11 protein-coding genes are annotated in these 12,665 nt (G+C 63.1%); 10 read left to right on the forward strand and 1 reads right to left on the reverse strand.

The genetic code is table 11. The features are described from left to right. Positions 1-85 precede the first annotated feature (85 nt). From FJ946_RS11190 to FJ946_RS11220, 7 genes are all read left to right on the forward strand, one after another. Positions 86-979, forward strand: a complete 894-nt coding sequence (locus FJ946_RS11190) for a sugar ABC transporter permease (protein WP_140566050.1) — start codon at positions 86-88, stop codon at positions 977-979. Between the two features lie 34 nt (positions 980-1,013). Beyond that, positions 1,014-1,907 carry a carbohydrate ABC transporter permease gene (locus tag FJ946_RS11195; RefSeq protein ID WP_224618053.1) on the forward strand — a complete coding sequence of 298 codons (894 nt, stop codon included), beginning with the start codon at positions 1,014-1,016 and terminating at the stop codon, positions 1,905-1,907. Further along, a complete protein-coding gene (ugpC, locus tag FJ946_RS11200; RefSeq protein ID WP_181167736.1) occupies positions 1,907-3,007 on the forward strand; it encodes a sn-glycerol-3-phosphate ABC transporter ATP-binding protein UgpC in 1,101 nt (366 codons plus the stop codon). The genes FJ946_RS11195 and ugpC overlap by 1 nt, the downstream gene beginning before the upstream one ends. A gap of 39 nt (positions 3,008-3,046) precedes the next feature. Then, positions 3,047-3,793, forward strand: coding sequence for a sugar phosphate isomerase/epimerase (locus tag FJ946_RS11205; RefSeq protein ID WP_140566055.1), 747 nt, complete (start codon positions 3,047-3,049; stop codon positions 3,791-3,793). Positions 3,794-3,804: 11 nt separating this feature from the next. Beyond that, positions 3,805-4,947 (forward strand): Gfo/Idh/MocA family oxidoreductase, encoded by a 1,143-nt coding sequence (locus FJ946_RS11210; protein ID WP_140566058.1) that lies wholly within the window; start codon positions 3,805-3,807, stop codon positions 4,945-4,947. A 134-nt stretch (positions 4,948-5,081) separates the two neighbouring features. Next, complete coding sequence (mgrA, locus tag FJ946_RS11215) at positions 5,082-6,128, forward strand: L-glyceraldehyde 3-phosphate reductase (protein ID WP_140566061.1); 1,047 nt, start codon at positions 5,082-5,084, stop codon at positions 6,126-6,128. A gap of 184 nt (positions 6,129-6,312) precedes the next feature. Next, positions 6,313-6,717 carry a Fur family transcriptional regulator gene (locus FJ946_RS11220; protein WP_140500273.1) on the forward strand — a complete coding sequence of 135 codons (405 nt, stop codon included), beginning with the start codon at positions 6,313-6,315 and terminating at the stop codon, positions 6,715-6,717. A gap of 39 nt (positions 6,718-6,756) precedes the next feature. On the opposite strand, the gene polA is transcribed toward FJ946_RS11220, so the two are convergent. Beyond that, a complete protein-coding gene (polA, locus tag FJ946_RS11225) occupies positions 6,757-9,708 on the reverse strand; it encodes a DNA polymerase I (protein ID WP_181167738.1) in 2,952 nt (983 codons plus the stop codon). Positions 9,709-10,181: 473 nt separating this feature from the next. Between polA and FJ946_RS11230 the strand changes: the two genes are divergently transcribed. From FJ946_RS11230 to FJ946_RS11240, 3 genes are all read left to right on the forward strand, one after another. Continuing rightward, positions 10,182-11,564, forward strand: a complete 1,383-nt coding sequence (locus FJ946_RS11230; protein ID WP_140566066.1) for a M20/M25/M40 family metallo-hydrolase — start codon at positions 10,182-10,184, stop codon at positions 11,562-11,564. Positions 11,565-11,712: 148 nt separating this feature from the next. Further along, on the forward strand, positions 11,713-12,333 hold the full coding sequence (locus FJ946_RS11235; RefSeq protein WP_140500266.1) for a ribonuclease D: 621 nt from the start codon (positions 11,713-11,715) through the stop codon (positions 12,331-12,333). An 83-nt stretch (positions 12,334-12,416) separates the two neighbouring features. Then, positions 12,417-12,620 carry a hypothetical protein gene (locus FJ946_RS11240; protein ID WP_140547282.1) on the forward strand — a complete coding sequence of 68 codons (204 nt, stop codon included), beginning with the start codon at positions 12,417-12,419 and terminating at the stop codon, positions 12,618-12,620. The last annotated feature ends 45 nt before the right edge of the window (positions 12,621-12,665 follow it).

The following is a 12,665-nucleotide window of genomic DNA, read 5'->3' on the forward strand; positions in this document are numbered from 1 at the left end:
CCTCGCTCCCGACCCGGCCACCGCAGGGCCGGGAGCGAGGCGTGCCGACCTTGCCGCCCTTACCCGATCCAGCATGGCTGCACCGATGAGCAAGAGCGAACGCCCGAGCCAACTCTTCCGCAATCTCAACGCGAAGGTCGCCTCGATCCCGATGATCCTCACCGCGCTGGTGGTGTTTGTCGGCGGCACGGCCTGGACGGTGCTTTATTCCTTCACCAATTCGAAGCTTCTGCCGCGGCTGCATTTCGTCGGGCTCGACCAGTACTACCGGCTGTGGGCGACGCCGCGCTGGCTCGTCTCGATCGAGAATCTCTTGATCTACGGCGTGCTGTCGCTCATCTTCTCGCTGGTAATCGGCTTCCTGCTCGCCGCCCTGCTCGACCAGAAGATCCGTTTCGAGGACACGTTCCGCACCATCTTTCTCTATCCCTTCGCGCTTTCCTTCATCGTCACCGGCCTGGTCTGGCAATGGCTGCTCAACCCCGATTTCGGCATTCAGGGAGTGGTTCGCGACCTCGGCTGGACGAGCTTCAATTTCGATCCGCTCTACAATTCGAGCATCGTCATCTACGGCATATTGATCGCCGCGCTGTGGCAAGGCACCGGGCTGATCATGTGCCTGATGCTGGCCGGCCTGCGCGGCATCGACGAGGACATCTGGAAGGCCGCGCGGGTGGACGGCATCCCCACCTGGAAGACCTATCTTTTCATCATCATCCCGATGATGCGACCGGTCTTCATAACCACGCTGGTGATCATCGCGTCGGGCATCGTCAAGGTCTACGACCTCGTCGTCGCGCAGACCAGCGGCGGTCCCGGCATTTCCTCTGAAGTGCCAGCAAAATATGTCTACGACTACATGTTCTTCGCCCAGAACCTCGGCCAGGGTTTTGCCGCCTCGACCATGATGCTCTTGTCGGTGATGATCGTCATCGTGCCGTGGGCCTATCTCGAATTCGGGGGCCGCAAGCGTGTCTGATCATGCCGTCTCCCTGGCCGCGTCCCAAGCCGCCATTCGCGCCGATGCCTCGGGACCGAGCGGACCGAAGCCCCGGCACATGTTCTCGCGCCGCAACATCTTCCTGTACGGCACGCTCATCGTGGTGGCGCTCTATTACCTGCTGCCGCTCTATGTGATGGTTGTCACCTCGCTCAAGGGCATGCCGGAAATTCGTCTCGGCAACATCTTCTCGCCGCCGGTCGAGATCACGTTCGAGCCGTGGGTCAAGGCATGGTCGCAGGCCTGCACCGGTCTCAACTGCGACGGTCTCTCTCGCGGCTTCTGGAACTCGGTGCGCATCACCGTCCCCTCGGTGATCCTGTCGATCGCAATCGCCTCGGTGAACGGCTACGCGCTGGCCAATTGGCGCTTCAAGGGCGCCGACACGTTCTTCGTCATCCTGATCGTCGGGGCCTTCATCCCCTATCAGGTGATGATCTATCCGATCGTCATCATCCTGCGCGAGATCGGCCTCTATGGCAGCCTGAGCGGCCTGGTGATCGTGCATTCCATTTTCGGCATGCCAATCCTGACGCTCTTGTTCCGCAACTATTTCACCTCCATGCCGGAGGAACTGTTCAGGGCTGCGCGCGTCGACGGCGCCGGCTTCTGGGGCATTTATCTGCGCATCATGTTGCCGATGTCGCTGCCGATCTTCGTCGTCGCCGTCATCCTGCAGGTGACCGGCATATGGAACGACTTCCTGTTCGGCGTCGTCTATACGCGCCCCGACACCTATCCGATGACGGTGCAGCTCAACAACATCGTCAACTCGGTGCAGGGGGTGAAGGAATACAATGTCAACATGGCCGCCACCATCCTGACCGGGCTGGTGCCGCTGGTCGTCTACTTCATTTCCGGCAAATTGTTCGTGCGCGGCATTGCCGCCGGCGCGGTGAAAGGGTGATGTCGATGGCGGCAAACGGCACCAGCGTTTCGATCCAGGACCTGTCGCTGAACTTCGGCTTGGTCTCGGTGCTGCAGACGCTCAACCTCGACGTCGCCGAGGGCGAGTTCATAGTGCTGCTCGGACCCTCGGGCTGCGGCAAGTCGACCTTGCTCAACTGCATCGCCGGACTGCTCGACATTTCGGACGGCCGCATCTTCATCAAGGGCAAGAACGTCACCTGGGAAGAGCCCAAGGACCGCGGCATCGGCATGGTGTTCCAGTCCTACGCACTCTATCCGCAGATGACGGTGGAGAAGAACTTATCCTTCGGGCTGCGCGTCGCGGGCGTGCCCAAGGACGAGATCGCGAAGCGCATAGCGCGCGCCGCCGAGATCCTGCAGATCGAGCCGTTGTTGCAGCGCAAGCCCGCGGCGCTCTCCGGCGGCCAGCGCCAACGCGTGGCGATCGGGCGCGCGCTGGTGCGCGACGTCGACGTGTTCCTGTTCGACGAGCCGCTGTCGAACCTGGACGCCAAGCTGCGCTCCGAACTGCGCGTCGAGATCAAGCTTTTGCACCGCAAGTTGCAGAATACCATGATCTACGTCACTCATGACCAGATCGAGGCGATGACGCTGGCCGACCGTATCGCGGTCATGCGCGGCGGCGTCATCCAGCAGCTCGACGCGCCGCAGACCATCTATAACAAACCGGTCAACCGGTTCGTCGCCGGCTTCCTCGGCTCGCCGGCGATGAACTTCATCGACGGCAGGCTCGAGAAACACGCTGGCGACTGGTTTTTCGTGGTCGACAATCTCAAGGTTCCACTCGGCACCTATCAATTCGACAAGCAACCGGAAGCCGGCCCTGCCGTGTTCGGCATCAGGCCCGAGCATGTCAGCCTGAACAGCGGCACGGGCTGGCCGTTCTCGACGGCGGCCAATGTCGAGGTGGTCGAACCGATGGGGTCCGACACGCTGGTGTGGCTGAAACTTGCGCAGCAGAATTTCAGCGTCCGGGTCACCTCGGAACGGACGCCCAAGAACGATGAGGCGGTGACGGTGGGCTTCGACCCGATGCGCGCCTCGCTCTTCGACGCCCAAACCGGCAGCCGCATCTAAAGCCCGATAACCATCCCCCAAGCAGAACGGACAAAGACGATGAACTGGTCATTCCAACTTTACAGCGCGCGCAATTTTCAGCCCTGGGAAGGCGTGCTCGAGATGCTCGGCAAGCTCGGCTACACAGAGGTCGAAGGCTTCGGCGGCGTCTATGACGATCCCAAGGCCTTCCGCGCTCAACTCGACAAAAACGGCCTTGCCATGCCGACCGGGCATTTCTCCATCGATGCGCTGGAGAAGGATTTCGACGGCGTGCGCAGGATAGCTGAAGCGCTCGGCATCAAGCTTTTGATCTGCCCCTATCTCATGCCTGAGTCCAGGCCGTCGGACGCTGCCGGCTGGCGCGGCTTCGGCGAACGCCTTGCCAAGGTCAGCGAGACGGCGAAGAAGGCCGGCTACGGCTTTGCCTGGCACAATCATGATTTCGAGTTCAAGAAACTCGCCGACGGCTCGCTGCCGCAGGATCACATCCTGGCTTCCGCGCCCGACATCGGCTGGGAGATGGATGTCGCCTGGGTGGTGCGCGGCGGCGCCGATCCGCTGCCCTGGATCGAAAGGCACGGCAAGCGCATCGTTGCCGTTCACGTCAAGGACATGGCAAGGCCGGGCGAGGGGCTGGACGAGGACGGCTGGTCGGATGTCGGCCACGGCACGATCGACTGGGCCGGCCTGATCAAGGCGCTGCGGGCCAAGAGCGCGGCCAAATATTTCGTCATGGAACAGGACAATCCCAATGACATCGAGCGCTTCGCCCGCCGTTCGATCGCAACCGTAACGGCCTATTAGGAACAAGCATCATGGCAAACAAACTTGGCGTCGGCGTCATCGGCTGCGGCAACATCTCGAAGGCATATTTCTCGCTGGCGCCGCTGTTTCGCGGCATCAGGATGCGGGCTTGCGCCGATATCAACATGGGCGCCGCGAAAGCGCGGGCGAAGGAGTTCAAGCTGCGCGCCGAGACGGTCGAGGACCTGCTCAAGGCCGACGACATCGACATCATCGTCAACCTGACCATTCCGGCCGTGCACTACGAAGTGTCGAAACAGGTGCTCGACGCGGGCAAGCATGTCTATTCGGAAAAGCCCTTCGTGCTTTCGGTCAAGGAGGGGCTCGACTTGAAGAAGCGGGCGGAGAAGAAGGGACTTCGCATCGGCTCGGCACCCGACACCTTCTTCGGCGGCGCGCATCAGTTGGTGCGCAACCTGATCGATACCGGCAAGCTCGGCAGGATCACCAGCGGCACTTGCCATGTCATGGGGCACGGCATGGAGCACTGGCACCCCAATCCGGACTTCTTCTTCCAGCCGGGTGCCGGCCCCGTGCTCGACATCGGGCCGTATTACATCACCAATCTGATCCAGCTGATCGGACCGGTGAAGCAGGTGGCGGCCTTCGCCACAACCCCGGCCAAGGAACGCACGATCAGTTCGAAGCCGCGCGCGGGCGAAAGGATCCCGGTCAACACGCCGACCACCATCCACGGCCTGCTGGAGTTCGAGAACGGAGCCGTGATCACGCTCAACACCAGCTGGGACGTCTGGAGCCACGGCCATGCGCCGATGGAGCTCTATGGCGAGATGGGGAGCGTGTTCGTGCCGGATCCGAACTTCTTCGGCGGCGACGTGCGCTTCACCGAAGCGGCCAAGCCGGTCAAGAAGCTGCCGAAATGGCAGCATCCGTTCGGCGTACCCAACGAGATGCATTCGCAGGGCATGATGGCCAATTATCGCACCGCCGGTCTCGCCGACATGGCGATTGCGATCTCCGAGGGCAGGCCGCACCGCTGCTCGATGGAGCTGGCGCTGCACGCCGTCGACGTCATGACGGGAATCCTGCGCTCGGGCGAAACCGGCAAGTTCGTCGCCATGCAGACCACCTGCGAACGTCCAGCCGCGCTCGGCATCAAGGAAGCCAAGGCGCTGATGGCGAAGAAGAGCTAGATCGCGGATTATCGATAATTTTGATGAACCCTCTCCCCGTTTTCGCGGGGAGAGGGTAAGGGTTGGGGCGCAGGGCCTGCGCGTCGCGTTCGCGATGACAGTGCCCAGTCCATCCAGCTTCGAGGATTTTCCCCATGCCCTATGTCGCCGCCGAAAACCGCTATGAAAAAATGGTCTATAACCGCTGCGGGCGGTCCGGCCTGAAGCTGCCGGCGATCTCGCTGGGGCTGTGGCACAATTTCGGCAACGACACGCCGCACACGACCAAGCAGGCGATCGTGCGCAAGGCCTTCGACCTCGGCATCACGCATTTCGACCTCGCCAACAATTACGGGCCGCCGTCCGGCTCGGCCGAAATTGCATTCGGTGAGATACTGCGCACCGACTTCGCCGTCTACCGCGACGAACTCATCATCTCGACCAAGGCCGGCTACGAGATGTGGGCGGGGCCCTACGGCCAATGGGGTGGACGCAAATATTTGCTGGCCAGCCTCGACCAGAGCCTGAAGCGGATGGGGCTCGACTATGTCGACATCTTCTATTCGCACCGCTTCGATCCGGATACGCCGCTGGAGGAAACGATGGGCGCGCTCGACCATGCGGTGCGCGCGGGCAAGGCGCTCTATGTCGGCATCTCGTCTTACAATTCGCAGCGCACGCGCGAGGCGGCCGATATACTGAAGCGGCTCGGCACGCCTTGCGTAATCCATCAGCCGAGTTATTCGATGCTGAACCGCTGGGTCGAGGACGATGGCCTGCTCGATACGCTTGATGGGCTGGGCGTCGGCTCCATCGTGTTCTCGCCGCTGGCACAGGGCATGCTGACCGACAAATATCTCGGCGGCATCCCCGAGGGCAGCCGTGCCTCCCAGGGCAAGTCGCTGCGGCCGGCCTTCATCAACGACAAGACCATCGCCAACATACAGGCATTGAACGCGATCGCGGGCCGCCGCGGCCAGACGTTGGCGCAGATGGCGCTGGCGTGGGTGCTGCGCAAGGGCAAGGTGACATCGGCGCTGATCGGCGCCAGCCGGCCGGAGCAGGTGGAGGACTGCGTCGGCGCGCTGAAGGCGCCCGACTTCAGCGACGCCGAGCTTGCCGAGATCGACAATTACGCGCGCGAGTCCGACATCAATCTGTGGGCAGCCTCGGCCGAGCGCAACGGCCCGCCGAGGAAGTAGGCATGGAAGCCGGTAGACAACGACGGCGGGAGCCCCTCCCGTCGTTGTCGTTCGCGGAATGCCGCGCCAGCGCGTTTCAATAGAGGAGTAGCAAAGACAGCGGTTCGTCGCTATCTGAATGGGACGGGCCGTTTGCATGTGGAAACGGCTTGTATGTGACACAAGGCAGGTCGGAAACAGGATCATGGCGGCAAGGGATGTGCTGACGAAGAACCAGCTGTGCGTGCTCGAGAAACTCGAGGCCGCCAGCGGGCCGCTCAGCGCCTACACCTTGCTTGACCAACTGCGCGAGCGGGGTTTCCGCGCGCCGCTGCAGGTCTACCGCGCGCTCGATACGCTGGTGAAGTCCGGCTTCGTGCATCGGCTGGAAAGCCTCAATTCCTTCGTCGCCTGCGTCGAGCCGCACGATCACAGCCATTCCATGACCGCCTTCGCCATCTGCGACACATGTGGCCAGGTGAGCGAAATGTCCGACCATGATGTCGGTCACCGGCTGGACGAATGGGTGCGCTCCACCGGCTTTGCCGCCAAGAAGGCGGTGATCGAGTTCCGCGGGACCTGTGCCAAGTGCCGGGCACAAGCTGCCTAGTCTAAGGTGTGTTGATATTCAGGTGATGCCGGCCCGGCGCTAGTGCGCCTCGTCCCAATTGTTCGCCGCTCGAGCGTCCACATGCAGCGGCACCGACATGGACACCGCCGGCATGGCCGCATTCTCCATGACATGGCGCACGACGGGGATCGTCGCCTCCACTTCCGCCTCGATCGTCTCGAAGATCAGCTCGTCATGCACCTGTAAGAGCATGCGGGCCGAAAGCCTGGCCTTCTCCAGCGCCTCGTCCATGCGCACCATGGCGCGGCGGATGATGTCGGCGGCGGTGCCTTGCAGGCGCGCGTTGATCGAGGCGCGCTCGTTGAAGGCGCGGATCGAGGGATTGGAGGACCGGATCTCGGGGTAGTGGATGCGGCGGCCGAAGATGGTTTCGACGAAACCGTGCTCGCGGGCATAGGCCTTGGTCTCTTCGATATAGTCGCGGATGCCGGGGAAGCGCTCGAAATATTTCTTGATGTAGTTGCTGGCCTCCTCGCGCGGAATCGACAGCTGGTTGGCAAGGCCGAAAGCCGAGATGCCGTAGATGATGCCGAAATTTATCGCCTTGGCGCGGCGGCGCACTTCCGAAGGCATGCCCTCCACGGGCACGTTGAACATTTCCGAGGCCGTGATGGCGTGGATGTCGGCGCCGTCGGCGAAGGCCTGCCGCAATTGCGGGATCTCGGCGACATGGGCGAGCACGCGCAATTCGATCTGGCTGTAGTCGGCCGAAACCAGGCGGTTGCCCTTGTCGGCGATGAAGGCCGTTCTGATCCTGCGGCCTTCGGCGGTGCGCACCGGGATGTTCTGCAGGTTCGGGTCGGAGGATGACAGCCGCCCCGTCGTCGTCGCGGCGAGCGCGTAAGAGGTGTGGACGCGCTTGGTGTCCGGGTTGACGAAGCCGGGCAGCGCATCGGTGTAAGTCGATTTCAGCTTGGTCAGCTGGCGCCAGTCGACGATCTTGCGCGGCAGTTCGTGGCCTTCGGCGGCGAGGTCTTCCAGAAGCTGCGCCGAGGTCGACCATTGGCCGGTCTTGGTCTTGGAGCCGCCGGGCAGACCCATGCGGCCGAACAGGATATCGCCGAGCTGCTTGGGCGAGCCGATGTTGATGCGCTCGCCGACGAGCTGGTAGATTTCTTCCTCGAGCCGGGCTGCGCCTTGGGCCAGTTCGCCCGACAGCCGCGACAGGATCTGCCGGTCGACCGAGATGCCGCGCTGTTCCATGCGCGCCAGCACCGGCACCAGCGGCCGTTCCAGCCGTTCATAGACCGACACCAGGCCCTTGGCGGCGAGCCGCGGCTTCAGCACCAGCCAGAGCCTGAGCGTCACATCGGCGTCCTCGGCCGCGTGGGCGGTCGCCTTGTCGACGTCGACCTGGTCGAAGCCGACGGAATTTTTCCCGGAGCCGGTCACGTCCTTGAGCTGAAGCGGACTATGGCCCAGCCATTTCTCGGCAAGCGCGTCCATGCCGTGGCCATGCGAGGTGCCGGCATCGAGCACGTAGGAGATCAGCATGGTATCGTCGAAAGGGCCGACGTCGATACCGTAGCGGCTCATGATGACGAGATCGTATTTCAGGTTCTGCGCGATCTTGAGGACAGACTTGTCCTCGAGCAGCGGTTTCAGCACGGTCAGCGCCTCGCGCAGCGGGATCTGGTTGTCGATCGGACCACCGCCGAGCAGGTCGCCATTTCCGCTCCTGTGGGCGAACGGCACATAGGCGGCGCGACCTGGCGCCGTCGCCAGCGACAAGCCGATCAGTTCGGCCTGCATCGGATCGGGCGACGTCGCGCGGGCATCGAAGGCGACGATGCCGGTCTCCAGCGCCTCGGCGACCCAGGCCTTCAGGCTGGCGACATCGCGGATGCATTGATAGGCCGAAATGTCGATCTTGCGGGCGGTGGCGGCCTCCAGGCGAAGCGCCGACAGAAGCGAAGGGGTGTTGCCCTCCTTCGTGCCGCCGCCTGCTTCCAGGGCCGTCTCGCCGTCCTGCTTCGCCTCGGCGCTGGGCGCGACCGGCGCGCCGGCGCCGACATCGGGTCCATGCGCGAAATCAGCGCGTTCGACCGTCACCGCGACCGCCTGCACGTCGCTTGCCTCGGTTCCCGTCGTTTCCGCCACGCGGCGGGTCAGCGAAGAGAATTCCATGGTCTTGAGGAAGCCGATCAGCTTCGGCCCGTCCGGCGCGTGCAGGACGAATTCGTCCAGCCCCTCGGCCACCGGCACATCGTTCTTCAACGTCACCAGCTGGCGCGAGATGCGCGCCTTGTCGGCATTGGCGATGATGGATTCGCGTCGTTTCTCCTGCTTGATCTCGCCGGCGCGCTCAAGCAGTCCGTCTAGGTCGCCGAACTGTTCGAGCAATTGCGCCGCGGTCTTCGGTCCGATGCCCGGCACGCCGGGAACATTGTCGACGGAATCGCCGGTCAATGCCTGCAGGTCGATCATCTTCTCCGGCGGCACGCCCCATTTCTCGATGACCTCGGGAATGCCGATCTGGCGGTCCTTCATCGGATCGTACATGCTCACCGTCGGGCCGACCAACTGCATCAGGTCCTTGTCGGAGGAGATGATGGTGGTGTCGCCGCCGGCCTCGCAGGCAAGCCGGCAATAGGTGGCGATGAGGTCGTCGGCCTCGAACCCTTCCATCTCAAGGCAGGGCAGGTTGAACGCCCTGGTCGCCTGGCGGATGAGGCCGAATTGCGGGATCAGGTCTTCCGGCGGCGCCGAACGGTTGGCCTTGTATTCGGGATAGAGATCGTTGCGGAAGGTTTTCGACGAATAGTCGAAAATGACGGCGAAATGCGTCGGCACGATGCCGACATCGGTGTTGCGCGCATCCTGCATCAGCTTCCACAACATGTTGCAGAAGCCGGACACGGCGCCGACCGGCAGGCCGTCGGACTTGCGGGTCAGCGGCGGCAGCGCATGATAGGCACGGAAGATGTAGCCGGAGCCGTCGACAAGAAAGAGATGATCGCCTTTTTTCATGCCGGCAGGGATAGCGCGGCGCGGCGGCTTGGTCCATGCCAAAGGCACCGCTTCCAGCAACACCCTGACAGGCAGGCGACGGGTTGGTTGGAAAGAGCTGAAATCGGCATTATTTTCGCCCGCGGGAGGGCTTGGTCCCACCTGTCGAACGGCAGCTCACGGCCATGTTACAAAAGTGTAATATTCGTGCCCTTGAATCGCCACGTTCGAGGACACAGATAAATGTCATCGGCAATTTTCGCCGACGTCCGGAGCAAGGCCCGTCCCCCGCCTATCCCGGACACCTGCGGCAGCCTATCCCCCCTCTCCGGGCTGCCGCATCGTTTCGAGTAGAAGGGCCGCCGTGGTTCCCCCTCCACCACGGCGGTCTTTTTTGTTTCGAATAACGCTTGAGCCCGTGGTCCAATGCTCCCGGGCTTTTCGTTTGCCCGCTCTGCCTTTACGGTTCCGGCACTGAATCGAAAGGCTCGCCAATGTCAATTTCCCCCGTTCTCGACCGTCTCGACAAGAATCTCGACCAGAGCCTGGAGCGCCTGTTCGGCCTGCTCCGGATCAGGTCGATCTCCACCGATCCGGCCTATGCCGCCGATTGCCGCAAGGCGGCCGAATGGCTGGTGGAAGAACTCAAGGTGATCGGCTTCGACGCCAGCGTGCGCGACACGCCCGGCCACCCGATGGTGGTTGCGCATCATGATGGGCCGGCCGGTTCACCGCATGTGCTGTTCTATGGCCACTATGACGTACAGCCGGTCGATCCGATCGAGCTTTGGGAAAACGACCCGTTCGCGCCGGCGGTCAAGGAGATCGAGCCCGGCCACAAGGTGATCACCGGGCGCGGCTCGGCCGACGACAAGGGTCAGTTGATGACCTTCGTCGAGGCTTGCCGGGCCTGGAAGCAGGTGCATGGCAATCTGCCGTGCCGCATCACCATCCTGTTCGAGGGCGAGGAGGAGTCGGGCTCGCCGTCGCTGAAGCCCTTCCTCGAAGCCAATGCCGATGAACTCAAGGCTGATTTCGCGCTGGTCTGCGATACCAGCATGTGGGACCGCGACACGCCGTCGATCTGCGTGGGGCTGCGCGGGCTGGTTGGCGAGGAGATCATCGTGAAGGCCGCCGACCGCGACCTGCATTCGGGTCTCTATGGCGGCGCCGCTGCCAACCCGATCCGCATCCTGGCAAAGGTGCTGGCCGACATTCACGACAAGGACGGCCATATCACCATCCCGGGCTTCTATGACGGCGTCGAGGAAACGCCGTCGCAGATCCTGAAATCATGGGAAACGCTGGGCGAAACGGCCGAGACGTTCCTTGGCCCCGTCGGCCTGTCGATTCCGTCGGGCGAAAAGGGCCGCTCGCTGCTGGAACTCACCTGGGCACGGCCGACGGCCGAGTTCAACGGCATCACCGGCGGCTATACCGGCAAGGGCTTCAAAACAGTGATTGCGGCGCAGGCCTCGGCGAAAGTATCTTTCCGCCTCGTCCACAAGCAGGATCCCAAGAAGATCCGCGCCGCCTTCCAGCAATTCGTCAGGGAGCGCATTCCGGCCGACTGTTCGGTGGAGTTCCACCCGCATGGTGGCTCGCCGGCGATCCAGCTTTCCTACGACTCGCCGTTCCTGGCCAAGGCCAAGACGGCGCTGTCGGACGAATGGCCGAAGCCGGCGGTGACGATCGGCGGCGGCGGCTCGATCCCCGTGGTCGGCGACTTCCAGACCTATCTCGGCATGGAGTCGCTGCTGGTCGGTTTCGGCCTCGACGACGACCGCATCCACTCGCCCAATGAAAAGTACGAGTTGAGTTCCTTCCACAAGGGCCAGCGCTCCTGGGCGCGCATTCTGGACGCGCTCACGCGCTGAGCCGGGAACTCACGAAAGGCGGGAAAATCAAGTTTATGTTGATTTTTCCGCCGATCACGGCAAGGACGGGTTGCCAGCGCAACGTGCTGGAGCGCGCGCGTCCGCTCGATGGATGCGCGATGCCGAAAGCGCGACCCCGGAGAAGACGATGAGCGATATCCGTTTCCACAAAAACGATCTGCCCGACCTGTCCCGCTACAATGTCGGGGCGGTTGCCATCGATACGGAAACGCTGGGCCTGAACCCGCATCGCGACCGGTTGTGCGTGGTGCAGATTTCACCCGGCGACGGCAGCGCCGACGTCATCCAGATCGCGCCGGGCCAAAAGGAAGCGCCGAACCTCGTCAAGCTCTTGGGAAACCACAGCGTGACCAAGCTGTTCCACTATGGGCGCTTCGACCTTGCCGTGCTCTACCATGCGTTCGGTGTGATGCCCGAGCCGGTATTCTGCACCAAGATCGCCTCGCGGCTGACCCGCACCTACACCGACCGGCATGGTCTCAAAGACATCTGCTTCGAGCTTCTGGGCGTCGGCCTGTCCAAGGCGCAGCAATCGTCGGACTGGGCGGCCGAAACGCTGTCGCCCGAACAACTCGAATACGCCGCATCCGACGTGCTCTATCTGCACCGGCTGCGCGACGTGCTGGCGGCGCGGCTGGCGCGCGAGGATCGCACGAAAGAGGCCGACGCCTGTTTCCGCTTCCTGCCGACACGCGCCAAGCTTGACCTCATGGGCTGGGACGAAGAGGATATTTTCGCTCATAGCTGACGGCGTCGCGGCGCTGCCGCCGATGTTCCGTCCGGGACCAGATGCCGGCCGTCGTGTTCCGTCGGCTCGAAAAGAGGGATGACATGGCGGATAGGAAGCCCATATCGACCGCGCCCACCGACGGCTCCAAGGTCACCGTGACCTGGAAGGACGGCGACGGCGTGCTCAACGAATCCATCGCGCAATACCGGGACGGCGGCTGGTGGGTCTACATCGACAGCGATACGCAGAAGAAGGTCGAGCCGACGAGCTGGCGGCCCGCCGGGAGCGACGACGGCGACCAATGAGCAGGCCGCTGGCGAGGGCGGCGGCTTTCGCATAGCCTGAAGCCG

The sequence above is a fragment of the Mesorhizobium sp. B2-4-7 genome, assembly GCF_006442685.1.
Classification (GTDB): Bacteria; Pseudomonadota; Alphaproteobacteria; order Rhizobiales; family Rhizobiaceae; genus Mesorhizobium.